Source organism: Mesorhizobium sp. C395A, assembly GCF_030323205.1.
Lineage (GTDB): Bacteria > Pseudomonadota > Alphaproteobacteria > Rhizobiales > Rhizobiaceae > Mesorhizobium.
Window position 1 is genome coordinate 5,690,420 of the sequence record NZ_CP100473.1, and the last position, 25,644, is coordinate 5,716,063.

The following is a 25,644-nucleotide window of genomic DNA, read 5'->3' on the forward strand; positions in this document are numbered from 1 at the left end:
CCGCTTGCGTCAGTCGTACAGCGTCAGAGCTCGCGCCGCGCCATCTGTCTGTTGTCAAATCTCGACGGACGCCTTGGGGGATTTGAATACTGTGCGCTCGCGATGCTCGCTTCGGCGGGTCGTCGTCATGGCAGGCGCGAGTCGAATGTTTGTTAGATGCCGCCACAACCTAAGCCGGCATCATCAATCGCTACAAGCGCAAGGAGTTGAAGGACACGTTGCGCGATCTTGAGCAGGCCGGACTTGGTGACCAGCTCGTTAGGTTTTCCAAACATGAGTGGCTAGAGCGATGGCTGTACTGGCGTTCGATCTCGTCTATTTTTCCGGCCTGACGGCAGACCAACTGCTAGGCAGCGTCATCTCACTTCTGGCGTGTTTGCTCCTTTATAACGCTCTGGCTCCGGACCGAGTTAATCGATAGGTCGGCGGCCGCTCGGCGTCACTGCTAATGCCCTGATACGATTTTAGGAAACGGGGTCTGCAGTGTTTTCTTCCGCTTCGGCGCCACATAGCTTTCAACCAGGCGAAATGCTCGACGTCGACAGTTACCAGCGGCCGTAGGTTGATGGTCACCGTGTTTGGCGCTCAGAACTTCCTCCGTGCTAGTCAATGGCGAGCATCGGAAGCGATTTTGCAGGTTTTGCGCTGACGGGATTCTGGCTCGGCCCGCCGGTCGGGTTCGTCAAAAGGTGCTAATATAGCGTTGTATGTCCGATCGGCGGTAGTAGCCGCTTACTGATCGCCGGACGGTCATCCCTGAACCTTGTTGCACCGCACCTGGAGTGCTTAGGGAATGATATTATCTGACAAATGGAAAAATCACGTAGGAGCCAAAGTAAAATTTTATTATATATGACTCCTGAGAATTACCAAGTAATGATCCAAGAGCGAATCTTTCGCGGGCCGTTAAGTTGTTTTTCAACTCTAGTGCGTCACTATGGGGTCCGTAGGTCCCAAAAAATGTCCCATCCTTTGCAGGGCAACAAGGAGGCGTACTATGGCAAGAATTTTTGAAATTCTTACGGGCAGTCTGACTGCCGGATGTGTTCTCGTAATTCTTTGCATGCCAGCGACTGCAGCTGGAATTAATGTCGGAGGCGTCGGCGGGGTATCCGTCGGCAGCGGAGGCGCCAGCGCTAATGTGGGCGGCAACAGCGGCGCTACGGCTAGCGTATCCCTAGGCGGTTCTGGGGCAAATGCCGCAGCCTCCGTCGGCGGCACTGGCGGAGCGACTGCTTCCATCGGCACCGGCCGCGCCAATGTCGGTGTCGTCACCGGGGTCGGTGCCGACGTAAATGTCGGCGTTGGAACCAATCCAGCCGCCAACCCCAGCAACCCGACCGCTTCGAGCAACCCGAATCTGGCTAGCGTTGTCGGCGATATGTCGAACGCCCAGGTCACTCGGATGAAGAAGCGCTGCGTCGAAGTGCTTAGCAACGAAGATACCTATGATCGTGAGCTGCGCCGGCTCTGCTTGCTGATCTCGCGCCGCTAACCAGCGACCCCTTTCCGACCTGTCGGGGCTGTCGACATGACACTCTCCAGTTCCGGCAGTGGAAGCCCGCCCGCCGAAAGGTTGGCGGGCTTTTACAGTCAGCGTTTTTCCATCCGCAGCAGGCAGGATGTTTAGGCACTTTCGCGTATGTAAACGTTGACACCTAAGGCGCTTCCGCCTCGTAGGCAAGTTGTGTAACGCCTTGTTCTTGAACAAAAAATGTGAGAACGCCTAGTTGCTTAAGCGAAAAGCGCCTTACCGAGCGGATATCAAAAATAAACATTGTAGCGATCTTGCAACCGCCCGAGGCCGCTTTTACGCGTCCGGAGCAAGTCTAAGGCCGATAAGTCATCGTTTTGCTTATGTTTCTTCACGTCACGGTGGCGGTAGGTGTAGCCGGGAATGTCCTGCAAATGGAACGTATTGCCGGGAGGCGAGTAGCGGTAGATAAATCCGAATTGGTCGGTGATCCCGTTGACGCTCGTATAAGTGATCTCGCCATACAGATACATATGGAAGGGAACCCGCCCCTATGTGAGTATCGGACAGGAAAAGCTCATTCAGCACATTGTTTGTGATAGGGCCGCCGCGATCAAAAGCTGCAGGGCTAAGAGCATCGTCTGCCCCGAGCACCCGTTCAACGTCATTGATTTCTCCGGGATGGTAATGCGGAGTTGGCGGCAAGTTGCAAAGCCGGAGGCTCGCCCGAATCTTGTTTATGATGGCAGGAGTGCGTCCGAAATTCTTGATCGAGTATGCCGCTTCCGGAATTGGTCTTTTGTTGTCGGGCTTGTCAGCCCAATCGTGCGTCACCCCCACCAACGGTTTGGTGGCGGTGACGAACAGATACGGGCGCTCGATATCGAGCAAAGCCTTTTCGGCAATGTCGGCGCTGCGCTGGATGTGCCTAGCAGCCTCTTTGGCGTAGTAAGCAGCGGCCATAGCAGCGGCGAGCGTGAAAGCACCCACGATAGCGCCAATGGTGGTCCAGTTCGCCGACTGTTGGGCAGCGTCGGCAGCGTTCCACTGGGCACACAGATCGGAACTGCGATCATCGTGACCTGCTTGGCATGGGTTAGTGTAACTTGGGGGTTCATTTGCCTGTTGGACTGGCGGAGGGCTTGCCGCAACAGGGTTGCCTATGGTCTCTTGATGCTGTTCGGAATGTTGGGGCTGAGTGCTCTTGCGCTCGTCTGGCGGTAAAGCCGCCCCGAGTAAAACTACTCCGAAAGCCGCAATGAGGATGCCCCCGATAGCGTCTAAGCATTGCAGTAAGAACGCAGCGCTAAAGCCCCCCGGCTTATTTTGTTGTTCAAATTACGCTCGGTTTCGTGAATGTCCATAGTCGCCAATTTTTCGGCGAGTTGGGCATAGGTAACGCCCTTCCGCTTCAACTCTGACTTCAAAAGGTTCTTGGCTTCGTCTCGTATTCGACGGTCTGCGGGTCGTCCTTGCCTGCCATAGCCTCGCCTCAAAAAATATCATCACAGTCGGTGGTACAGGCCCCTGTATTTGGCGATACAAGCCCCGCATATAACCGGATATGATGACAACAGCCCAACACTTCCTCCTTTCCGCCGAAAGCCGCTCCCTTTCTCTGAAAGAGATTTACAAGGGTGGCGAGGAAAAGGCTTACGACGCGTTCAAGCGCCTTCGCTGGGCTTCGACTCAAGGCGAGCCTGTTTGCCGGAAATGCGGGTGCCTGGATCATTACGACATTCCGACCCGTCGCAAGTTCAAGTGCGCCGCTTGCGGGGGCGCAGTTCTCGGTTACGAGGGCACGATCTTCGCCTTGGCGCAAGCTGTCGTTTGTCGATCTGCTCGCCGCGATCTGCCTGTTTGTTAACGGCGCGAAGGGCATGTCGGCGGTCCAGTTCTCTCGCGATCTGGACGTGCAGTACAAGACCGCCTTTGTGCTGGCTCACAAACTGCGCGAAGCCTGTCGGCTGAAACCAAGAACGAAACCCTTGAAGGCGAGGTCGAGATTGACGGCGCTTACTTTGGTGGCGTGGTGCGCGCCGAGGGCGCGCGCTTCTGCTACTGCGCGAACGCCTCTGGAGTCGATTTTTAGCAGCTCATTGGCGTGATCTTCAGTTCCTTCGCCACAAAGCCCGGCGGAGAAGAGTATGCTGCCTGGCCTATTCATTGGCCCAAGTCCGCTTGCCACGGCAGCTATCGTTGTCATTTTTACATCAGACGATCGTCTCGTGAGCAGTGGACCGCAAAGTTGCGAAGACGCAGTTGCCCTTTGCTTCTACTGTGCATAGAAGCCATTTGTGCGGGCAGAGGTACAAAAATGGGTGCGGTGCTGTGGGAATAAAATTCGAAAAGCTAAATAAACTGCGGGAGTCTCTACTAGAGGCAAATCACGATTTCCGCGCCAGCACCCAATTGTTCAATAGCTTGGATGTCGCGAAAATTGATCGCGAAATGGATCTTGAAGGTCGTGGAACGCAGCGAGGCGAGGCTAACCAGCCCCCGAAAACGGCCAAGAATTTCGACGATATAGAGCACACAGTTATCGAGAGGGTCGAGGACGAAAAGAAGGCCGCACATCACACACTCGAAGACAGCCTACAGCTACTCTCCGGCCGATTGGCTGGCCTCGACTTTGAAGAGCAGTTTGGTCTGATCCGTCAGGCGAACGCCGCCAGTGTTTCCGATTTCAAGGCCTCGATCGCGGTGGGCCTGGACGAACTTCACGGATTGCGCAAATCGCTCAACGATGCGGAGAAAGAACACGACTGGTTCAAACAGAAGCACGGGCTTGTCCGGGCTGTGAGGGTTCAACACGGAGCGGCCCATGTTTTCCGAGTGTCCCTGCTAATCTTCCTGTTCCTCATTGAAACGGCGATGAACGGAAATTTCCTCGCAAAGGGAAATGAACAGGGATTCTTTGGCGGGCTCCTCGAAGCCGCCGCTTTCTCGTTTTTGAACATCGGCGCCGCTCTGCTGTTCGCAATATTCTGTGCACGCCTGGTGACTCACAGATCGCTTTTTGTGAAGTTGATCGGCGCGCTGTCGATAGTGGCCTATATCGGCTTGGCATTGACCATAAACCTAGCGCTTGCGCATTACCGCGAGGCTAGCGGGTCCTTTGTGGACGGAGCCGGCGTCGAGGTCGTGCGCAGCATGCTCGCCAATCCGGCTGGCCTTATGGACGTGAAATCCTGGCTTCTGTTCGGCATTGGTCTCATGTTTTCGATCTTTGCGTTTATCGACGGCTGGTTCGTTCTCGACCCATACCCGGGCTATGCGGGTGTCGAAAACAGATTGGTGGCTCGCCGGGAAGACTACATCGAGCGCAAGAGCGAGCTCATCGAGGCTCTGCAAGAGGTGCGCGATGAGCACAACGAGAAGGTGGAGGACATCGTCAAGCGGCTGGGGAGCAGACGCAGGGAGCATCGAGCGATCATCGACCATCGGTCGAGGCTGCTGACGCTCTTTGCGCAGCATCAAGACCAGCTGGAGCGAGCCTGCAACCAGCTTCTCTCAAAGTACAGGGAGGCCAATTTCCAGGCCCGCACAGAGCCAGCGCCAAAACATTTTGCCACACCCTACAAACTTGAGCGCATAAAACCCCTGATATCGTCCGACGATGAATGGAGCGAGAAGGAACTGGGCGCCTCAATTCGTGACGCGCAGGAAGAACTCAACGCTCAGGTGCGGCTCATCGGGCTGGAATGCGAGCGCGGGATCGAACAGTACCGAGATCTCGACAAGCTTCATCCGGATAGCGTGAATGGCTAGGCCGGGTCGCAGAAGAAAGAAAGGCAGTGGCGGCACAATTGTCGCAGCAGCCGGATTGGCCGTGCTGTCGGCTGTGATGCTGGCCGGTTTTGTTTGGATGTGGTCGAGATCCGGGAAGGACCAAATCGACATCAGCACGAATTGCCCACTGAACGGACCTGTGAGCCTGACAGCGGTCTTGATCGACGCCACCGACCCGATTTCGCCGATAACCATGGCGGATCTGAAGAATGAATTCCGCAAGACCATTGGGCGCGTCGAGCCTGGCGGCTATCTCAAGATATTGACGCTGGGCGCGAGGCCCGGCGACCTGACTGTGATGTTTGATGGATGCAATCCGGGCGACGGCTCGACGGTCGACAGCTGGACGAACAATCCGTCTCGGCGGCAGAAGAAATGGGAAGATGCGTTCGAGGACCCTTTGACGAACCTTCCCGACCAGATTCCCAATGGAGAATCCGCGAGCCAATCTCCGATCATGGCCGGAATTCAGAAAATCAAACTGTCGCTATTCGACAGCAGTTTGGCGAAAGAGAAGACCGCTAAGCGAATAATAGTCGCGTCAGATATGATCGAACATACGGCGCTGTACTCACAATATCGTTCGGGTCTCGATTATCAGAAGTACCTTGATAGCGCGGCTGACAGGACTTACGGGACATCGCTCGATGGCGTCGGGTTTACGATACTCTACGTCGATAGGGCGAAGAAGCCATTTGGCTCTTTCGAACATGCAGAGTTCTGGACCCGGTGGGTTCAAAGCCATCATGGTGATTTTGAGAAGCTGGTAGGGTTGGAGGGGTTAAACTAATGGCCAAGAAGCGAGGGGAGTCGTTCTTAGGACATCCGAGCCTGCCCCTTTTCGTCTTTGCGACGCTAACCCTGGGTGGCTGCGTGTTCATCGCAATAGCCAAGCTGTCGGGCGTAGACCCTATAATGGCGGCGAGCGCACCGGTGTGCCTGATGCTCATCTATCTTGCCGCGTCCGTCTTCACCGGCAAGCTACGGCTCCACGATGAGCAAACAGGCGACAATCTCTACTACATGGGTTTCCTGTTTACGTTGACGAGTCTCGGCGTATCGCTGTTTCAGTTTGGTTCCGAAGGATCCACCGACACAATCGTGAGGAACTTTGGTATCGCGGTGACGTCGACGATCACGGGCATTGCTTTGCGGATCTTTTACAATCAGATGCGCCGCGATCCTGCCGACATCGAACGGACGGTCAGGCACGAACTCGCGGATATGACGCGGCGTGTAAGAGCCGAGATGGAAAGTGTAACCAGGGAATTCGCTGACTTTCGCCGCGTAAGCAATCAGATGTTGGAGGAGGGTTTTGCCGAAATCGCCGTTCAAGCGGAGCGGAACGGAGAGCACATAAGATCGGCCCTGGATAAAATCGCGATGGAATCGATCAGACCAGTTCAAGAGGCCTCGGGAAAGCTCAGCAATGCTTTGAGCCACAATTTTGGGCAGATCGAAAGTCAGTTCTCGTCGATCGCACAGCGCGTCGAGGCGGCAGCCGATCTGCTCGACAAAGCCAACAGCTCAATGTCCTCTTCAGTTGGCAGACTGGGTGAACAGGCCGAAAGCGTAGCCACCAAGTTGGAGAAGGTTGTCGTCCCTGATGAGGTCCTTAAGAACGATCTGGCGCCGATGGTGAAACTTCTTGGCAGCGCGGTCGCTCAGTATGCTGTCAAAACAGAGACGGCTTCGCAGGAACAGCAAGCCCGCATGGCGGGCATCGTTGATGCTGTGGCTAAAGTGGCCGCAGGTGTGGAAAAGGCTGTGGCAGCCGCAGAGCAAACAGCGGAGAGCGTCCAAGCGCAACAACGCTTGACCCAGGCGCTTGCCGCAGTGGTGCAAAAGCAAAGCAAGGACACCGGAGACCTTGTCGCAACCTTGGCAGGAAGAACCCTTCACGCGCCGAGGCCTGTTCCCCCTCTCAACGCTCCTATCGCGATTGAACAGCCACTGGCAGATCTGGCCGCAAATGACACCGTCGAGAGCGCACCAATTCGGGTCGAGCCTGAGCCCCAACCAGACGCTTTCCAAACTCTGGGAAGCGAGCCTCCCGCCGAACGAACGGAACCGCCTAAGCGAACCAGTTGGTGGGGCAGGTGAGTGACGCTGGCGGGACTTCGGTCGCCTTCGAGCGCAAGGGTTTTGGCCGCGGTTTGATACTGGGCCTGACCATGGCCGAGACGATGCTGCTTTTGGTGTTCTGCCTGTTGCTAGCAGCCGGTGCTATCATCACGAAAAAGCAGAAAGAGACCGATGAGGCACTGCGAGCCACTCAATCAAACAAGGAAAACGTGCAGAGGCTCGAAGCCGAGAACAAGCGGCTTCTGGCTCAGATAAAAGCGGTGTTTCAGCCCACGAGGGGAGGAACCGTTCCCGACGAACAATGGCGCGAGCTGGTCCTGGCCAAGGATGCTGTTAAGTCGGTCAAGGAAACAGGTATTTCTCTGGAGGAGGTCGTGCGAAATGCCCCTGTCGCGAAAGTCCTTGCGGACAACGACATAAGCATTGATCAGACCAAGGCCATGATAGATGCGGCGAAGGTCTTGAGAGAATTTGGTTACGCCGGCACCGACAAAGGGCTGCAGGATCTGGCTGATGTGCTCAAGGAGGCTGCAGAGCCGACGCAAGCAGCAAAACCTCACGATTGGCCGCCGATCATCAGTCTCAGCGAACTGGATGGCTATAATTTCGATACCGGAAGCGCAGAGCTTTCGAATGCCTTCAAAACAAAGTTGCGCGATCTTGCGAAGACCATCGCCGGGACTGCGACCTCGTACGGTGTCGACGTGATTGAGGTAATTGGACACACGGACGAACAGGCAATGGCGGGCGAATCTTCCAACATGGACAAGGGGCTCCAACCGGTCCTGTCAGGGAAAGTGGAAATCGGCTCACTCCATCCCGCCGACAATGCCGGTCTTGGGCTGGCCCGCGCGATTTCAGTTACAAGTGTGCTCAGTGACATGCCCGCATTAAAGGGGTTTACGATTTTGCCGATGTCTGGTGGTCAGCTCATCCTGCCCGGCGATCATCTCACCGACGGAGCGCAGATTGGCGATGTACGGGCTCGAAGGCGCATCGAGATTAGGGTGAGGCAGCGATCAAAATTGGCGCCGGTTGCTGGCGCCAAGCCATGAATGGGGACGAGAGACTGGCGCCTTAGTCGGTACGGCAGTTGAGTTGGGGGGATTGGGCTATGGGGTTTTACGTTCGAAAATCGATCAGTGCGGGACCATTCCGCTTTAACTTTTCGTCCGGTGGGGTTGGCGCTTCCGTTGGCGTGAAGGGCCTCCGCATCGGCACTGGGCCAAGAGGTCACTACATCCACGCCGGCGTGGGTGGGCTCTACTATCGTGGCACTTTAGGCAAGGCCAGCGCGAAGAAGGTAGTTCAGCTCTCTCAGACCCCATCTGCGCCGCAACCCCGTCCACAATCCTCGCGCCCGGAATACGTCTCTGACGGCGTCGTGATGAGAGAAATCGAGTCCCGCGATGTGGTGGAAATGCGTGACGAGACATTCGCCAATGTGCTCGATGAAATCAATGCCAGGCAATCGCAGACGCGGCTGTCCGTAGCACTCGCGGTTTTGTTCGGGATTGCAGGTTTCCTTGTGGGGACCAAGCTCGGAGGTGCCGCACCGGTGCTGGGCATCGGTGCCTTTGTGCCGGGTATGCTCATTGGCAAATGGTTTGACAGTTACCGCCGGGTGAGCGTGCTCTATTACGATCTGGAAAAAGACGCGGAGGCCGCCTACGGGCGACTTGTCGGCGCGTTCGAAACTCTCACCGGCTGCGCAGGGAGATGGCATGTCGCTGCCGGCGGCAAGATAGAGGATCTGACTGCTTGGAAGCGAAATGCCGGGGCCAGCATGCTGGTCGACAAAAAGCCCACGACACTTACAAGCTCCTTGCCGAAGGTTGTACGCAGCAACGTTACTCCTCCTTCAATCCATGTGGGTCGGCAGGTGCTCTTCTTCATGCCTGACCTAGTGCTGGTGAAGGACGGAAACCGATACGGCGCAGTCGGATATGCCGATCTGCAGACCCAATTCGCCCCGAGTAATTTTATCGAGACCGGCAAAGTTCCATCTGATGCGGAGATCGTGAGCTACACCTGGGCTCACCCAAACAAAAACGGCGGGCCTGACAAGCGCTTCAAAGACAATCGGCAGATCCCTGTATGCCGCTACGAAGCGTTGCGGTTTTCTAGCCCGTCCGGACTTAACGAGCTGGTGGAATTTTCCAAGACAAACGTCAGCCAGCCATTTTGCCAAGCTCTATCGGCACTCGCGCAATTGCATCGAAGCTCCGACCGCCAATTCATAACGCTAAATGCGCACACTAGGGAGTGATGGTTGGGGATGGGTTCAAAGCGTGAGCCCAGGTCAGCAAACGCCTTCGCACGGAATCCCGTCGCTATCTCGATCCAACTTGCTCCCCCATGAGCAGTTGGCGAGATACCAACGTGCTTCTTCGCAAGATGAAATCTGCGTGCACAAGCGGCGAGGTTGGCATGAGTAGCTCTGTGCTACTTGGCGACGGCTGACAAGCCCAAGGGGGCTTTTGGTTGGGCTCGCAGATTCGGCATGTTGTTCGCGCCAATCCCAAGGGTTGTCAAACGTCCCAATCCAGATTCCAACCTTTGCGGTTTCAGCATTAGTTTGCTGTTGCGCATAGGCGCCGTGGCTATAGCGGGGCCAGTCCAAGGCTTGGCCATGTTCGACCATCCAGGACGCGGCGCTGACACCGTCCGCGCGCCGACAATCACCGACGAAGCGACGGTACCGATCCCATGAAACAAATGTGCATTGGACAGGCTGCGAAGCCGCAAGGAAATTCGCCAATGCTTCGGCCGCCCGGCGCCCGCAGGGGTATTGATGTGCGCTAGCGTCTTTGCAGTATTGGCGGCTTTCGGGTGCATCGATGCCGTTGAAGCGGACGCGCTGCCCGTGGATCTCTATCGTGTCTCCATCAATCACCGATGCTATGCCTACTATCGGCGCCCGTCTCGACCCGGCCGAGTTTGCTATATCGAGACCATGTAACTGGTCACCCGAGCCTGTAAAATAGTGGGTCGCGTAAGCAGCCAAGGCCACCACGATCACCAGGATCAGAGGCAAGCGCACATCTGGAGAGAAACGTCTGCGGACGATTGGTTCAGCGCCGCGCCTTGGTCGCGCGCGGCGACGATGAGAATAGCGATTGTTATTCAATTTCCGATCCTTTGCGAAACGCAAGCTGCATGATTTGTAACGTGCCTCTGCACCATTCATAGGCGCCTTTTTCGCTGGCGCTGGTTTGCCTTGTAGTTCGGCGCTTTGAACACCATGGTGCCTTCGCAGATCAGCCCGAAGTCACGACTTTGTAGTTACCTTTTCCGTAAACACGACCATCTTTCCGCGCTGGAGCCTACAAGTTTTCTCGGAATGAAATTAGGAGGCCGATTCAAAAAGAAGTCGGCTTGTGCGCCAGTTGGTCGTGGCCGGCGAGGCGGATGCCAGAGCTGCCAACACCTCGTCCACACGTATGATGGCATTTTGTCTGAAAGGGAACCTCGAGATCAAGGTGGGGATGCGAAGTGTCCGGAACATTAAACAAACATCCGCAATTTTTCCACCAAGCCGCAGTGCTCACAATACTAAACGATTGAAGTGTTGGTGGCAGCCATTCGAGGTTGAAAAACCAGCATTTTATGTTGCGGACAGCCCTTGTCTAGGCTCTATGTGTCCAGCCTATCAGGGGGGTGTGAGTGTCGGAAGTTGAAAAATCGGTCTTCCAAAGCGATCTGCCTTTAAAGGAAAAGCTCGAGCGAGCCAGGATGGAATTGCTCGACCTTTCTGCTCGCAACCGACTTTTGAATGTGCCACGGTTTTCAAAGAGCGCGAAGACGATCGATATTGTCGACGAGAGGTCGTCTGAGATCTATCGATTGCTGGTGAGCGAAGGAAAGGCTTTTACCTTCCTGGCCGGCAAGCCGGATCGGCCGAAGGCAGGCCAGGTTGAAAGCAGCCCTCCAGACGAGGAAATCGACTATTCCCCCGTTGCTCTTGCTCAGCCTGAGGACGAAGGATTCGACGACAGAGGGGTATCTGCGCGACATTCTGACACCAAGCTTCAGACGAGGATGACCCCAACGGGGCTGCAGCGCCGGCTCCTTGATCTCTACCATGATGCCCGCACACTTGAGGAAGAGCAGGGCGTCAATATCCTCTTTCTGGCCCTTGGCATGCTGAAGTGGATTGACCCGAGCAACAAAGAAAACATCCGTCAGGCTCCTCTCATTTTGGTCCCGGTACGGCTGGAGCGAGGGGCCGCTGGAGAAAAGTTTCGGCTGCGAGCTCGTACGGAAGATCTTACCGCAAACCTCTCCTTGGAACTCTATCTCGACCGCATTCACAAGCTCGCCCTGCCGCGTTTTGAAGTAGGAGACGACTTCGACGTCTCGGCCTATCTCGAAGCCGTTGCCGAAGCAGTGTCGACCAAAGAGGGTTGGCAGGTTCTTGCCGATGATATGGTGCTCGGCTTCTTCTCGTTCGCTAAGTTCTTGATGTACCGTGACCTGGATCCGGATCTCTGGCCGGATGGCGCAAAGATTATCGAACAACCGAAGATCCGCTCGCTTCTTTCAGATGGTTTCGAAACACGCGAACCGCTGATGTCGGACAACATTGCGATTGATCCGCATATCGCGCCTGCCGAAATGTTGCATATCGTCGACAGTGACAGTTCTCAGACGCTGGCGATCCATGATGCAAGAAAGGGTCGCGACCTCGTTATCCAAGGTCCTCCCGGGACAGGAAAATCGCAGACGATCGCAAACATTATCGGGTCGGCCGTTGCCGATGGAAAGACCGTGCTGTTCGTTGCGGAAAAAATGGCCGCACTTGAGGTCGTGAAGCGACGGCTTGACACTGCGGGGGTGGGGGACGCCTGCCTTGAGCTCCATAGCAACAAGGCAAACAAGCGCATGATGCTGGAAGAGTTGCGGCGCACCTGGCAACTCGGATCGCCTCGCGGACAGCTTGCTTCTTCCCTTACTGAACGCCTGCTGGAGGCTAGGGACAAACTCAATGCACATGCTACAAGGATGCATGTTCCATTTGGAACGTCCGAACTCACTCCATACCAGGTTCTTGGCCAGCTAACCCGACTAAGGCAGAACGGGCAAAAGCCAGTTGACATTGAACTTGAGGATGCCACCGCTTGGACGAATGACGGTGTCTCGCAACGTCGCAAACTTCTCGATGACGTGTCTCAGCGGATCAACGAGATCGGCTTGCCGATCCACCACCCATGGCGGGGAGTTGGCCTGGATGTCGTCCTACCAACGACCATTGAGAGGCTCGTCCCACGCATTGCGTCGTCGCTGGATCAAGCAAAGGCTCTGCACGCCAAACTGGCCGATATTGCTGAGCGGATCGAGGCGAAGCCTCCGCAAATCCTCAGCGACAGCGGCGAGGTAGAAGATCGCGCTGAGCTTCTCGCGTCCGCACCTGGACTTCCTGCCGAGGCGCTAGTCTCGCCGGTTTGGGATGAGCGTCCAAAGGACATTGCATCGCTTCTCTGGACAGGAACAGATTTCAACCGCAAATCCGAGGAACTGTCGGAGCAGTTGGTGGCGACGGCTATCGACACGCCAATTGAAGGTCTCGAGACAGAGCTTGCTAAGCTTCCTTCAGACTTTCCGAAAGATGGTTTCGTTCGTGCGCGCCAGCTAACCGTGTTGCTCCCACGCTTAAGAGAAGAAGCTGAGCGGCTAAATCAAGAACTGAGGTCTACGGTTTTACCGGACACGCTTGCAGGACTCCTCAGGTTAGTGATGACCGGCGAGAGAGTTGCGGCAGCCCCCGATGCGAGCCCTGAGGCATTCGCAGCCACAGTTTGGGACTCCGGGCTGGAACAGGCTGGTGACCTTGCCGACAGCGTAGCAACGCTAGAGACTGCTAGAGCCGAGCTTCAGGGCAAAGTTGTTGATGCCGCGTGGAGTACCAACGTGGCCGCGGCGCGGCAAGCGCTCGCCGAGCACACGGGAATATTGAAAGCATTGAATGGCGACTACCGTCGTGCCACTGCACTTGTGCGGACTATTTTGGTGGCCCCTAGCGCTCCTGCGGCGGAGATAGTGGGTCTCCTCGACATTCTAATGAAGGGCCAAGCGGCCGCAGCAAAAGTGCGCGAAGGCGACGCCTTTGGCGGTTCCGCCTTCGGAGCCGATTGGCGCGGTGAGAGATCGTCTTCGGCACCACTCCAGGCCTTAGTGGAGTGGATGCGCACGCTGAGGGGACTTGGCTCGGAACCGCGAATTATAGCCGGGCGGATGGCGGAGCGCTCTGAAGCGGGCGCGCGTGCGGTCCGAGTTCGTAAGGTGATCGACATCGGTCAGCCGATTATCGAGGGGTTTTGGAACGATTTAGGCCACCTTGCCTCATCCCTGCAAGGTGACGTGGCTTCCGCCGAGCGGGCCTCGCTGCAAATGATGGAAGCGAAGGCAAGCACTGTAGCTCAAGCCGATGACGCGTCACGACAGGTTCTGACTGACGTTCCAGATCTGATCAGTGAGCGGGTGGAGATACTACGCCGACTAGGCAGACTACAAGCGCTTGATCAAGAGATCGAGGACGGGGAAAGCCTTGGCAAGTTCGCATTCGGCTCGTCGTGGCTCGGTCGAGGATCCGATTGGGCCGCTCTCGCGCAAGCCGAACTTTGGCTGAGAGAAAATGGCTCAATCCGGCATTTGGCTGCGCGGTTGCCTGAAAGAAAAGAGATCGCAAACTTGGCGCGTTCAGCGCGTGAAGCGGCCCAAGCGGCAGCGCGGGAATTGAAGGCGCTTGCAGGGGATTTGAAAGCCGATGCTCCCTCCTTGTTTGGAGTAGACGATTTTCCAGACGTCGCGATAGTCGAGGTTGTTTCTCGACTGGAGGGGTGGCTTGATCATCAGGAACAGCTCTCAAAATGGGTTGCCTATGGAGAGCGATCCGAAACAGCCCGAAAGGCTGGACTGGGACAGTTGATAGACGGCTTGGCCAACGGCCAGATTACAACAGGATCGGCGCGATCAGTCTTCGATATGGCCTACTACGAACGAATGTTTCTAGCGATGGCGACCGATGAGCCGGAGCTGGCAAGGTTCGACGGGGAATTGCATTCCAGGGCTGTACGTGACTTCGCGGATCTGGACCGACAGAGGATCAAGGCCGGTGCCATCGAAGTTGTGACGGCTCATCACCGAAAAATTCCTTCAAGAGACGGCGGAGCTGGACCAGTCGGACTGCTTCGTTCTGAGATGGCGCGCAGACGGGGCCACATGCCTATCCGGCAGTTGATGCAGAAGGCAGGGCCTGCCATCCAGGCACTCAAGCCAGTGTTCATGATGAGCCCGCTTTCGGTGGCCCAATTCCTGTCGCCCGGCAGGATGTCCTTCGATCTTCTTGTGATGGACGAGGCGTCTCAGATACAGCCTGTGGACGCGCTCGGCTCGATCGCCAGGGCCAATCAGGTGGTCGTTGTTGGCGACGAACGCCAACTACCACCCACGACATTCTTCGCCAAGGTGACAGGCTCGCAGTCTGAAGATGACGAGGGTGAGGGCGCGCAGGTCGCCGACATCGAAAGCATCCTCGGCCTGTTCACGGCCCGCGGCTTGCCGCAGCGTATGCTCCGCTGGCATTACCGTAGCCGTCACCAATCTCTGATCGCCGTATCGAACAGCCAGTTCTACGAGAACCGGCTTTTCATCGTGCCAAGCCCCTATACCCAAGAGGCAGGCATGGGGTTGCGGTTTCATCATGTGCCAGAGGGGGTCTTCGATTCCGGTGGCACAGGAACCAATCCGGTAGAGGCGAGAGCAGTAGCCGAAGCGATCATCCGTCATGCGAAGGTGAACCCGCGAGAGACTCTAGGCGTTGCAACATTTTCGGTTAGCCAACGCCGCGCGATCCAGGATGAACTCGAAGGGCTGCGGCGACTAAATCCCGATACGGAGGAGTTCTTTCACGCGCACCTCAGCGAGCCATTCTTCGTCAAGAGCCTTGAAAATGTTCAAGGCGATGAGCGCGACGTGATCATGATCTCAGTGGGGTATGCCAAGAATGCGCAGGGGTACATGGCCATGCGTTTCGGCCCTCTTGGTGCGGAAGGCGGCGAGCGTCGGCTCAACGTCCTCATAAGCCGCGCCAAGCGCAGCTGCGAAGTATTCGCGTCCATCACAGACGAGGACATCGACCTGGAGCGTGGCAAAGGGAAAGGCATCTTCGCCTTCAAGCTCTTCTTGCACTACGCGAGAACAGGACGAATTTCGCTTGCCCAGGCCACGGTTCGCGAAATGGATTCAATCTTTGAAGAGCAGGTAGCCAACGCGCTGATCGGAAAGGGTTACCAGGTTCATGCTCAGGTTGGCATTGCAGGCTTCTTCATCGATCTCGCGGTTGCTGATCCGGAGAGGCCAGGCCGCTATATTCTTGGCATCGAATGTGATGGCGCAGAATATCATTCATCGCGCTCGGCCCGAGATCGAGACCGGCTACGGCAGTCTGTTCTGGAAGACCATGGTTGGATAATCCATCGCATCTGGAACGCTGACTGGTTTCAGAGGCCACGCGAGCAGCTGGAGCGAACCATATTAGCGATTGAGGCTGCGAGAAAAGAGCTCGATGAGCGGGCCGAATTGGGGGTCCAGAGAAATCGTGCTGTAGCCGTGCAGGTTGTTACGGTCGACAGAGGCAACGTGACGGAAATCGGTCTCGAAAGCACAAAGGGATCCGAGATACCCAATCGAGCCTACGAAGAGGCCGAACTAAACCGACCGGGATCGTTCGAACTCCACGAGACGCCCAGCGGAATCATGGCCGGACTGGTCGAGCAGGTGGTGGCTATAGAAACACCAATCCATGTCGACGAAATAGTTTCGCGTATTCGGGGCGCGTGGGGTCTGCAGCGGGCCGGTGGCAGGATTCAGGATGCAATCGAGCGAGGGGTAGGCCTAGCGCAGAGAGGTGGTGCAGTAGCCCGTCGAGGCAGCTTCTGCTTCAAGCCAGGTGCTCCTGTTCGTCTCAGGGATCGCAGCGGCGTCGTGTCCGCTGGATTGCGCAAGCCCGAAATGATTGCGCAGGACGAAGTCGCCCAAGGCGCCATGGAAGTCGTGAAATCCAACCTCGGTGCGACGGAGGAAGAAATCGCAATAACCGTTGCGAGAATGCTGGGCTTCAAAGCCACAAGTGCACAATTGCGGCAGTTGATTTCAGCTGGGGTCGCCGATTTGATTGCCAAGGGCTTGCTGCGGCCCCAAGACGGTTTGTTGGTGGCCGGCGAGTCCGCGAGCGAGGCATTAGCTGAAGTGTGACCGGGCATTGTAGAGCCCTCGTTGCAATCTCTGTTGAAGCTCGGAACACCTCTTTTGCTGGCGGAGGCCGAATGGCATTTCGATTCGTACACACGGCCGATATTCATCTCGACTCGCCGCTGCGTTCGCTCGCGATGCGTAATCCCGATCTTGCCGGGCTCGTGGGCGACGCCAGCCGCCAGGCATTCGTTTCGATAGTGGATCTCTGCCTAGAGGAACGCGTGGATGCGTTGGTAATAGCCGGCGACCTATACGATGGTGATCAAACCTCGATGAAGACGGCGCGGTTCCTGGCAGCGCAGATGACACGCCTGCACCAGGCCGGCATCAGGGTTTTCAAGATCCGCGGCAATCATGACGCCCTGTCGCGGATTTCCAAACAGCTGGTGTTTCCTGACACCGTGACCATTTTTGGCGGTCGTGCTCAGTCGGTATTGCAGACAGCCGGCGGTGTGGACGTCGTTTTCCATGGTTTGAGCTTTGCGAACCCTAAGGCGCCGGACAGCCTGCTGCCCAAATATCCGGCTGCTCGCGAAGGAGCCGTCAATATTGGCATCATGCATACCAGTCTGGCCGGATCGCCCGGTCACGACGTTTACGCGCCCTGCAGCATCGCTGACCTGCACGCCCACGGTTTCGACTATTGGGGGCTTGGCCACATTCATCTTCGCCAAGTCCATTCCGGCGCAAGCACGGTGGTGATGCCGGGAATACCGCAGGGGAGGGATATCAACGAGGCCGGCGAGAAATCAGTCACCCTTGTGACGGTGCGAGACGACCGTTCGGTGGAGATCGAGGAAAGGCTGACCAGCGTTGCGCAGTTCGAAAGGGTCAGCGTCGACCTTACGGGAGCAGTGGAGTGGTCCGAGGCCGTCGCGCGTGTTCGAAACGCACTCGAAGAGATGCGGGCCGCCGTCCGGTCGCGTCATGCTGTGGCCCGCGTTGGCCTAACAGGAACATCACCATTGTTATGGGCGCTGATCCGCGACAGAGATCTCCTTCTTGCCGAAGCCGAACAGGCTGCGGAACAGCTAGGCCATACGTGGGTGGAGAAGCTCGAGCTTGACCTCGCGCCACCTCGGGCGGAGACGGCCGAGGATATTGCTGATCCGATTTTCGAACTCGAGCAATCCATGCGCGCCGATGCCACCTCGGATACCTTCCGCGCCGAGGCGAGGGCGTTCGTCCAAAGGATGGTCGCCGACCTTCCGGCCGACGGACGGGATTTTGCTGGGAAGGACGAAGCCGGGCTGGAACGGTTCCTCGATCAGGTGCTTTCCAAGGGCGCAGACTTGGTGACTTCCCGCCTTAAGTCCGGTGGAGCGTCATGAGGCTGCAGCGCCTTGACCTCATTCGCTATGGAAAGTTCACCGATGGTACGATCGACTTCGGACCCAAACCGGAATCCGGACCTGATCTGCATATCGTGTTTGGCCTGAATGAGGCCGGCAAATCGACAGCGCTTTCCGCCTATCTAGATTTGCTGTTCGGCATCGAGGAACGGAGCCGCTACAACTTCCTGCATGAGTACAGCGCCATGCGCATCGGTGGGGTTCTGGAACTGGCCGGCTCCGAGCACACGTTCACGCGTACGAAACAGCGTACTAATTCGCTATTGAACGCGACGGGCCAATCAATGAGCGAGGTGGCGATCACGGCGCATCTCGCCGGACTGTCGCGTGACGCTTACACGACTATGTTTTCACTCGATGACGAGACGCTGGAAGCCGGCGGAAAATCGATCCTGGAATCGCGGGGCGACCTCGGCAAGCTCCTCTTCACGGCCAGCGCCGGTCTTGGGAACGCAAGCGATACGTTGAACGCCCTCGAGGCCGAAGCAGACGCGCTGTATCGGAAGCAGGCGCATGGCACCGAACTGGCGCTGCTGAAGAAGCGCCTTGTTGACGTGAAGTCGCGCAGGGATGCGATCGACACACTTGCATCGACCTATGAGGGGCTGGAGGCCGAACGTCTCGATGCATCGCAGCAGTACGGCCGAACCATCAGCGATCGGGCGGTGCTGGTGGCCAGGCTGGATACCATTGCTCGTCACGTACGTGCTGCGCCGATGCTGGCGGATATGCGCCGCAAGATTGCCCGGCTGGATCAGCTGCCGGACATCACCTCCCCAGCCCGGACATGGACGGGAAGTGTCACCGAACTAATCGATGACGATGCCAGCCTCAGAACGCGACTGTCCGCAAACATCGATGAGGTCGAGCGGCTGTCGGCAAAAGTCACTGCGGTCGACGAGGACGAACGGATCCTGTCGATTTCCGAACGCATTCGCAGCCTTGCGGAGGGCAAGGTGCGCCATACCGCGGCTGGCTTTGACTTGCCCACTCGCAGGATGGGGCTGCAAATCCTCAACAACACCGTGGCAAGCTGCCTTGCCGCCTTGGGCCGGTCTTCCGAGCCGGATCCTGCCGCACTGCTTCTGCCTGCCGTCACAGTTGGCGTCGTTCGCGCTATGGTCGAGCAGAGGTCCGGTATTGCTACGGGCGCGCGCGCCGCCCGCGACGAGGCGGCGGCAGCACTCGATGCGTTGCAGGTGGCAAGGCAGCGGGTCGGCGAGGAAAGGGCGGTGCCCGAACCCGCCAGGGCAAGGCTGGGCTCGGCTTTGTCGAAAGCGCGAGCAAGCGGACACAAGGCAGAGATCAAGACGGCTCGCGAGGCGGGAGATGCGGGAACAATCCGATGGAAGGCATCGCTGGCTCGCTTGCGTCCATGGAACGGAGATGCCCTCGCTCTCGTCAACGTTGCGGTTCCGAGCGCCGGGCAGATTGCCGCCTGGAAGACAGTAGCGTCAGTACTGGCAAGGAACACCGCGGTGCTTGCCGAACGCCTCGCCGAATACGAGGGCCACCATGCAATGCTCGCCGCACGATTGGATGCCCTTCGAGCCTCGGTCGACGTTGTCGACGATGAAGCGGCTGCCGCCATCCGCCGTCTCCGCGATGATGCGTGGGCAACGCACCGCGCAGTGTTGACTGGTGACACCGCTGACGATTTCGCCGTGGCACTGACGCGCGATGACGTTGCCAGCGCAGGCCGGCTGGCCGGCGCGGCGGATCTGGCCGAGATCCGGGCAATGACGCGTGCCCTGGCCGAGGCCACGGCCAACCTGTCACGAAACGGCATCCAAAGCCAACAGCTCGTCAAGGATGCGGATACCCAATTGTTGGAAATCCGTGTGGCCGCCAGCGACCTCCTCGGAGAAGCCCTGGAACCTTCGTCTGAGCGCCTGATCGAAAGGATCGAGGATCAGATCGAGGCGCGCAGCGATGCGCTCGCTGCCTGGGAGCAGATCGAACTTGCTCGCTTGAAAGCCGAGCGAGCCGCTGACGCCGGCGAGCAGATACACTTGGAAATGAGAGCGGCGCTGGAAAGTGTCGGCATAGTATCAGAGCCCGGCGACACCCTCGAAGCAATCATGGCCATCGCGGAGCTGTTTCTGGACCGGCAGCGCAAGGTGGACGCCGAGTATGCCGAGGCGCTCAGGATGGTGAGTTCCAAAGAAGAGGATCTAGCTGCCCGACGGGTTGCGGTAGGGGTGGCGGAGCGTCGCGAGGAGGAATGGCTGGCCGGCATTACCGAAGCGCTCAAGGGAACGTGGCTCGAAAGCGGTCTGTCCGCGTCAGGCGTTGGCGCTGTGCTCGATCAATTGGCCGAACTGTCAAGAAGCCTGCAGGAACGGGAGGATCTGCAGCTGCGTATCGACAAGATGGAGGCCGACAGGGCCAATTTTCTGGTCGAGGTCATCGCCGTTGCGGTCGAAGCCGACGAGCCGACGAAGGATGGCGAGCCGGAGCAGTTGGCCACCCGCCTTGCCGAGCGCCTGGAGCGTGCCGAGCGGACACGTGAAACGAAGGCAAGCCTCGGCAACGAGCTGAAGCGCCTCAAGGAGGCGCGCGAAATCCTCGACACCGAGATTTCGGCACACGAACGCCGCAAGAATGAAGTGCTGGGCGTCTTTGGCGTCGCCACTCTGTCCGAGGTAGTCGAACGCGACGAGCTGCTGCGTGAGCGCGACGGCTTGCGCACTACCGTCGCCGAACTTGAGGAACGGGTAGTGGCGGAACTCGCAGTCGATGGATTCGACCAGGCACGCTCGATCCTGGACGCGATCGATTTCGACAGCCTCGCGGTCGAGAAGGCTGAGGGCGAGCAGCGGCTTCGCCAGTTCGATGAAATCATCCAGCAACAGCTGATCCGACAGACCCGCGCGGCAGACAAGTTGGACGCCATCGGCGGTGACAGCGCGGTTGCCCGCCTGGATGCCGAACGGCGCACAACCCTGTTGGAAATCGAGGAGAAGGCCGTTCGCTACATTGAGCTGAAACTTGGTATCATGTCGGCTGGAAATGCTTTGCGGATCTACCGTGAGAACCACCGTTCGGGGATGATGGCGCGTGCATCAGACGCATTCAAGCTAATGACCCGTGGCCAGTATTCAGGCCTTACAACCCAGCCCGTCAAAGGCGAGGAGGTTCTCATCGCGGTGCAGCGCGACGGGCAATCCAAGCTCGCTGAAGCGCTTTCGAAGGGCGCGCGCTTTCAGCTCTACCTAGCACTGAGGCTCGCCGGTTATTACGAGTTCGCCCAATTCCGGCCCTCGGTTCCCTTCATCGCCGACGACATCATGGAAACCTTTGACCATATTCGCTCGGAGGAAGTTTTTAGATTGTTTGGGGAGATGGCGAACACAGGTCAGGTCATCTATCTCACGCACCACAAGCACCTATGTGAAATCGCCAAGGCTGTTGTGCCACAATCTACCATTCACCAGCTGGATTAGGCTCGATTAGAATTCGCGTCAAAACGGTTCAACTAACCAACTCGGCTGACATAGGAACCTTCGATCGAATCCATCATGACGTCCCATAGAGGCTGAGAAATGCCTATTTTGTTCTGCAATGTTGCGTGGATGAACGACTACTCCGGGCGGAGCGCGGATGACCCGCCTCTCGGTGGCGGGGCATTTCGAGTAAGCAGGCTTATTGCGCCGAAGAATGCAACTTTGTTGCAGCCAATGACGGGTACGTTTACGTCGCTTCGAGACGATTAAGGGCGAATTGGATCGGCAGGTGCGCCCACAATATGGGTTCAGTTCAAGGGGCGTAACCCGCCCAGCACTACAAGGATAAGATCAGGTCGTTCAGGGCTAGGACGCTCGCCGAAAATGCATTCGTGCTGCCCCGGAGGGATAGGCACCGTGTCAAAGGGTGAGTGGCCAGGCAAGCTGATGGTATGCGAACGATACGACAGATCGATCCGCCAGAGCATTCGTCAAGAGAGTAAAGGCATTATCGAAGGCGAGCCAGTCGCTCCCGTCGGGGCATCGCCCGCAAGCGGAGGATCGCGCCGCGCCGTGCATGCGATTGGACCTCTCGTCCCGCTGCGCTGCTGAGATCTCTCCTGTCAGGCGATCTAGGTTCCGCGCTTCGGGCCGAGCAGGAAAACTATGAGGGCAGCGACGAACGTGGCAACAGCGCTGTAGGCAATGGCGCTGGCGATCCCCGCATTCTCCACCAATAGCCCGCCGAAAATCGCGCCGGCTGCGATTGCCACTTGGAATGCTACGACCATCAGCACACCGGCGCTTTCGGCCTGCTCGGGAACGGCCCGCCGCACCATCCACGTCTGTAATCCCACCGGCACCGCGCCGAAGGCAAAGCCCCACGCGCCAACCGCAATCCCCGAGGCGAAGGCCGATGCTCCCGCCGTCAGTAGCGAAACAGCCGCTATCCCTATGAGCAGCGGTGCAAGGGCCGCGACTGCCTTGAGACTGTACTCGGCCAGAAGCCCGCCGGCCAAATTGCCGAAGAATCCGCCGATGCCAAAAGCAAGCAACACAAGCGAGATCGTCTCGACGTCAAGCGCGGGTATCTTTTCGAGGAAGGCGCGGATATAGGTGATTCCGGCGAAGTGGCCGGAAGCGACCAGCAGGATGACAAAAAGCGCAACCTTGACCATCGGAATCTTTGCCACATCCAGCAGGCTGCGGACGCTAGTCACTCCAATCGGAGGCAGTCTCGGAATGGTTATGAGCTGCACGAGCAGTGTAGCGACACCGCCGGCTGCGGCGAGCATGAAGGCGCTTCGCCATCCCCAGATATCGCTGACATAAGCGCCGATTGGAGCTGCGCAGACGGTAGCTACGGAAACGCCGGTGAGGATGATCGACATAGCGCGAGGCAGGAGGTGGCTTGGAACGAGCCGCATCGCCAGTGCTGCCGACATCGACCAGAAGCCTCCGAGCGCTATGCCGAGCACGACGCGTGCAGTCAGGAGAACCGCCAGCGACCACGCGCCGGCCGCCAGAACGTCCGACAGGATCAGCAGCAGCGTCATGCTCCACATGACGGTCCTGCGGTCCAGGCGCTTTGTGATGATGGCCACCGTCGGCGCCGAGATCGCCCCGACGATAGCTGTCGCCGTCATCGCCTGTCCAGCCGCTCCCTCGCTGATAGCGAGATCATGCGCGAGGGGCGTGAGCAGGCTGACAGGCAGAAACTCTGCCGTGACCAGCCCGAAGGTGCCCAAGGAAAGCGAAATGATTGCACCCCATGCGGGACCAGACGGTGGGACAGGCTTTTCTGGGTCGTGCAGAACAGCGTTCATGACGCCTGCTGCGGATCGGGTCATGAACGAAGCCTCCATTTTGATGCAATGCAAGGTGATGTAGGCTGCCTTGACCCAAATCTAAAAACACAAGCGCATTTCCCGGCGGCGTTGCACTGAGGAGGGGATGTTCATTGCTTCGCGATACTTTGTGACGGTGCGGCGCGCAACATCAATGCCGGTTTCCTTCAGCCGGACAGCGATGTCCTCGTCGGAAAGCACGTCGCCGGGAGATTCTGCGGCAATGATCGCTTTGATCCGATGCCGGACAGCTTCGGCGGAGTGCGCATCGCCGCCTTGGCAGGACGCGATCGCGACGGTGAAAAAATACTTCAGTTCAAAAACGCCGCGCGGGGTAAGCATGTACTTGTTCGAGGTCACCCGGCTTACCGTCGACTCGTGCACGCCGATCGCGTCAGCGACGGTTCTAAGATTGAGAGGCCGCAGGTGGGCGACGCCATGTTCCAAAAAGGCATCCTGCTGACGCACGATTTCAGCCGCAACCTTAACAATCGTCTTGGCGCGCTGATCGAGGCTGCGGATTAGCCAGTTCGCGTTTTGCAAGCATTCTTCGAGAAATGCTTGATCTTTCGAATTTTGGGCAGTCTGACGCGTGACTTCGGCATAGTAGGTTTGGTTGATCAGCAGCTTCGGCAGCGTGGCGGGATCAAGTTCGATCTGCCACCCGCCTTGCGGCGAGGGTGTGACCCAGACGTCGGGTATGATTGATTCAGAGGCACCGGATTGGAATCTGTTCCCAGGCTTTGGATCGAGCGCACGAACCTCATGCATCATGTCGAGAAGGTCTTCTTCATCGACGCCGCAATGCTGCTTCAGCGCCTCAAAATCGCGTCGCGCAAGCATTTCAAGATGGGCAACCAAAGCTGCCATTGCTGGGTCGAGCCGGTTTCGCTGGCGCAACTGAATCTCGAGGCATTCTCTGAGACTTCGCGCAAAAACTCCCGGTGGATCAAATTGTTGCAAGGTTCCGAGAACCCGTTCCACAACAGCCTCATGGACATTTAGGCTCTCGGCCAGCTCCAAAAGGTTTGCCCGAAGGTAGCCAGTGTCTTCCAGATCGGCGGCAAGCTGGCCAGCGATCAGCCGCTCCTGTGGTGTGAACGCAGTGAGGGCGATCTGACGAGCGACATGGTCGTGCAATGTTTCGGCGAGTGTGGCAAACTCGTCGAGGGAAGGGCCATTGCCCGGCGGGTTGTTGGTCGTGTTGCGAAGTGATTTCCATTGCCCGAGCCGTTCAGGCGACCCTGCCCCGGTCGGACCTCCAACGGCGTTTGCCCCAAAGCCGACAGGCTGATCCGCTCCCGAAATCGAAGCATCGTCAAAAGGCCCGCCATCGTTTGACGCAGATTCCAAGAGCGGGTTCTTCTCGATTTCCCCCTCCACGAACTGATGCAGTTCGGTATGCGCCAGTTGCAGCAAGCGAATCGACTCAATGAGTTGAGGCGATGCGACGATGGATTGCTTCTGGCGCTGAAACAGGCTTGCTGAAGATTGCATGGTGTGTGCGATAATCCCGTCGAGGAGCCTCTTGGGGCCTGCAATGGCGCCAGTGAGACGTTTTCTAGGTCATGCGGCGGCTTTCATCGTTTCGAGAACGTTTTGCGGGGATGAGACGCCATACGGGTCGGCCTCGCAGTTGTCGGAGAAACCTTCCTCCTCGAACCAGTGCTCCACCACGCCATTGTTGATCAGGGCGGCGTAGCGCCATGAGCGCATCCCGAATCCGAGATTGTCCTTGGCAACCAGCATGCCCATCTTGCGTGTGAACTCGCCTGAGCCATCGGGGATGAGCTGGACCTGCTTCAGGCCCAAGGACTTCCCCCACGCATTCATGACAAAGGCATCGTTGACTGAGAGGCAGTAAATCGCGTCAATTCCCTGCTTCGCAAACTCATCATAGAGCTCTTCGAACTTGGGCAATTGGTAGGTCGAGCAGGTCGGGGTGAAGGCGCCCGGCAGCGAGAACAGGATGACCCGCTTGCCGGCAAAGTAGTCGTCAGATGTTTTTTCTTGCCAGCGATATGGATTTGGCCCCTGGACTGACTTATCGTGAACACGCGTGAGAAAGGTGACGAAGGGAACTTTGTTTCGAACTGTCATCAAGTTGCTCCTGAAGAAGACTGCGCTGAATTCTGGCAGAGGCTGGCGCAATACCGGGCAAAGGCTCGTATCCCCGGCACGGATGAGGGCCTCGCGGCTCGCAACCTCCTTTTTTTCCCTCCCGACGTATGGGAACGTCTTGGCGGTTGGTCTTGGCCACCCGAACGCAATCGATCTGAGCGAGCTGGACACCGTCGAGCCGGTTGCTTTCCACGGCTATGGCGCCGGAAGCGGGATCGGTCACTAGCGATAGTGCGTTTGGAAAAGGGATAGCGGCCGGAAGGAGCCAATAT

General features: G+C 57.6%; 16 protein-coding genes and 1 pseudogene. 11 read left to right on the top strand and 6 right to left on the bottom strand.

The window, feature by feature from the left end; translation table 11 throughout:
* The first annotated feature begins 997 nt into the window (after positions 1-997).
* On the top strand, positions 998-1,495 hold the full coding sequence (locus tag NLY37_RS27640) for a hypothetical protein (protein WP_031215328.1): 498 nt from the start codon (positions 998-1,000) through the stop codon (positions 1,493-1,495).
* Positions 1,496-1,764: 269 nt separating this feature from the next.
* Here NLY37_RS27640 and NLY37_RS27645 read toward each other — a convergent pair whose 3' ends face one another.
* Positions 1,765-2,007 (bottom strand): hypothetical protein, encoded by a 243-nt coding sequence (locus NLY37_RS27645; protein ID WP_023672198.1) that lies wholly within the window; start codon positions 2,005-2,007, stop codon positions 1,765-1,767.
* A 22-nt stretch (positions 2,008-2,029) separates the two neighbouring features.
* On the opposite strand from NLY37_RS27645, the gene NLY37_RS27650 reads away from it, so the two are divergent.
* Positions 2,030-2,698: a hypothetical protein gene (locus NLY37_RS27650; protein ID WP_023672197.1), complete on the top strand. Its 669-nt coding sequence runs from the start codon at positions 2,030-2,032 to the stop codon at positions 2,696-2,698.
* A gap of 56 nt (positions 2,699-2,754) precedes the next feature.
* Here NLY37_RS27650 and NLY37_RS30830 read toward each other — a convergent pair whose 3' ends face one another.
* Positions 2,755-2,970, bottom strand: a complete 216-nt coding sequence (locus tag NLY37_RS30830; protein ID WP_348626555.1) for a DUF6471 domain-containing protein — start codon at positions 2,968-2,970, stop codon at positions 2,755-2,757.
* A 71-nt stretch (positions 2,971-3,041) separates the two neighbouring features.
* Here NLY37_RS30830 and NLY37_RS27660 point away from each other — a divergent pair.
* The 6 genes and pseudogenes from NLY37_RS27660 to NLY37_RS27685 all read left to right on the top strand — a co-directional run.
* A pseudogene (locus NLY37_RS27660) lies at positions 3,042-3,527 on the top strand (transposase); the annotation flags it as partial.
* Positions 3,528-3,811: 284 nt separating this feature from the next.
* Positions 3,812-5,245, top strand: a complete 1,434-nt coding sequence (locus tag NLY37_RS27665; protein WP_031215327.1) for a hypothetical protein — start codon at positions 3,812-3,814, stop codon at positions 5,243-5,245.
* The gene (locus NLY37_RS27670) at positions 5,238-6,056 is read left to right on the top strand and encodes a hypothetical protein (protein WP_031215325.1); all 819 of its coding nucleotides are present in this window, start codon (positions 5,238-5,240) and stop codon (positions 6,054-6,056) included. The genes NLY37_RS27665 and NLY37_RS27670 overlap by 8 nt, the downstream gene beginning before the upstream one ends.
* Complete coding sequence (locus NLY37_RS27675) at positions 6,056-7,369, top strand: hypothetical protein (RefSeq protein WP_023672193.1); 1,314 nt, start codon at positions 6,056-6,058, stop codon at positions 7,367-7,369. The genes NLY37_RS27670 and NLY37_RS27675 overlap by 1 nt, the downstream gene beginning before the upstream one ends.
* Positions 7,366-8,406, top strand: a complete 1,041-nt coding sequence (locus NLY37_RS27680) for an OmpA family protein (protein WP_031215323.1) — start codon at positions 7,366-7,368, stop codon at positions 8,404-8,406. Before NLY37_RS27675 ends, NLY37_RS27680 begins: the two co-directional genes overlap by 4 nt.
* A 59-nt stretch (positions 8,407-8,465) precedes the next feature.
* Positions 8,466-9,620: a DUF4236 domain-containing protein gene (locus NLY37_RS27685; protein ID WP_023672191.1), complete on the top strand. Its 1,155-nt coding sequence runs from the start codon at positions 8,466-8,468 to the stop codon at positions 9,618-9,620.
* Between the two features lie 33 nt (positions 9,621-9,653).
* Here NLY37_RS27685 and NLY37_RS27690 read toward each other — a convergent pair whose 3' ends face one another.
* The gene (locus tag NLY37_RS27690) at positions 9,654-10,541 is read right to left on the bottom strand and encodes a thermonuclease family protein (RefSeq protein WP_156932630.1); all 888 of its coding nucleotides are present in this window, start codon (positions 10,539-10,541) and stop codon (positions 9,654-9,656) included.
* A gap of 476 nt (positions 10,542-11,017) precedes the next feature.
* On the opposite strand from NLY37_RS27690, the gene NLY37_RS27695 reads away from it, so the two are divergent.
* From NLY37_RS27695 to NLY37_RS27705, 3 genes are all read left to right on the top strand, one after another.
* Positions 11,018-16,606: a DUF3320 domain-containing protein gene (locus NLY37_RS27695; protein WP_031246207.1), complete on the top strand. Its 5,589-nt coding sequence runs from the start codon at positions 11,018-11,020 to the stop codon at positions 16,604-16,606.
* A 71-nt stretch (positions 16,607-16,677) separates the two neighbouring features.
* Positions 16,678-17,937 (top strand): metallophosphoesterase family protein, encoded by a 1,260-nt coding sequence (locus NLY37_RS27700; protein WP_023672189.1) that lies wholly within the window; start codon positions 16,678-16,680, stop codon positions 17,935-17,937.
* Complete coding sequence (locus NLY37_RS27705) at positions 17,934-21,404, top strand: ATP-binding protein (protein ID WP_023741918.1); 3,471 nt, start codon at positions 17,934-17,936, stop codon at positions 21,402-21,404. The genes NLY37_RS27700 and NLY37_RS27705 overlap by 4 nt, the downstream gene beginning before the upstream one ends.
* A 632-nt stretch (positions 21,405-22,036) precedes the next feature.
* On the opposite strand, the gene NLY37_RS27710 is transcribed toward NLY37_RS27705, so the two are convergent.
* From NLY37_RS27710 to NLY37_RS27720, 3 genes are all read right to left on the bottom strand, one after another.
* Positions 22,037-23,254: an MFS transporter gene (locus NLY37_RS27710; RefSeq protein ID WP_286440891.1), complete on the bottom strand. Its 1,218-nt coding sequence runs from the start codon at positions 23,252-23,254 to the stop codon at positions 22,037-22,039.
* Positions 23,255-23,311: 57 nt separating this feature from the next.
* Positions 23,312-24,748 carry an RNA polymerase factor sigma-54 gene (gene rpoN, locus NLY37_RS27715; protein ID WP_023829758.1) on the bottom strand — a complete coding sequence of 479 codons (1,437 nt, stop codon included), beginning with the start codon at positions 24,746-24,748 and terminating at the stop codon, positions 23,312-23,314.
* A 69-nt stretch (positions 24,749-24,817) separates the two neighbouring features.
* Positions 24,818-25,351 carry a peroxiredoxin gene (locus NLY37_RS27720; RefSeq protein ID WP_023741921.1) on the bottom strand — a complete coding sequence of 178 codons (534 nt, stop codon included), beginning with the start codon at positions 25,349-25,351 and terminating at the stop codon, positions 24,818-24,820.
* Between the last annotated feature and the right edge of the window lie 293 nt (positions 25,352-25,644).

Bases quoted from the DNA above. Each gene is read 5' to 3' on its own strand.
- NLY37_RS27640 (WP_031215328.1), top strand. From the start codon at position 998: ATGGCAAGAATTTTTGAAATTCTTACGGGCAGTCTGACTGCCGGATGT.
- NLY37_RS27645 (WP_023672198.1), bottom strand. From the start codon at position 2,007: ATGTATCTGTATGGCGAGATCACTTATACGAGCGTCAACGGGATCACC.
- NLY37_RS27670 (WP_031215325.1), top strand. From the start codon at position 5,238: ATGGCTAGGCCGGGTCGCAGAAGAAAGAAAGGCAGTGGCGGCACAATT.
- NLY37_RS27675 (WP_023672193.1), top strand. From the start codon at position 6,056: ATGGCCAAGAAGCGAGGGGAGTCGTTCTTAGGACATCCGAGCCTGCCC.
- NLY37_RS27685 (WP_023672191.1), top strand. From the start codon at position 8,466: ATGGGGTTTTACGTTCGAAAATCGATCAGTGCGGGACCATTCCGCTTT.
- NLY37_RS27690 (WP_156932630.1), bottom strand. From the start codon at position 10,541: ATGAATGGTGCAGAGGCACGTTACAAATCATGCAGCTTGCGTTTCGCA.
- NLY37_RS27700 (WP_023672189.1), top strand. From the start codon at position 16,678: ATGGCATTTCGATTCGTACACACGGCCGATATTCATCTCGACTCGCCG.
- NLY37_RS27705 (WP_023741918.1), top strand. From the start codon at position 17,934: ATGAGGCTGCAGCGCCTTGACCTCATTCGCTATGGAAAGTTCACCGAT.
- NLY37_RS27710 (WP_286440891.1), bottom strand. From the start codon at position 23,254: ATGACCCGATCCGCAGCAGGCGTCATGAACGCTGTTCTGCACGACCCA.
- rpoN (WP_023829758.1), bottom strand. From the start codon at position 24,748: ATGCAATCTTCAGCAAGCCTGTTTCAGCGCCAGAAGCAATCCATCGTC.
- NLY37_RS27720 (WP_023741921.1), bottom strand. From the start codon at position 25,351: ATGACAGTTCGAAACAAAGTTCCCTTCGTCACCTTTCTCACGCGTGTT.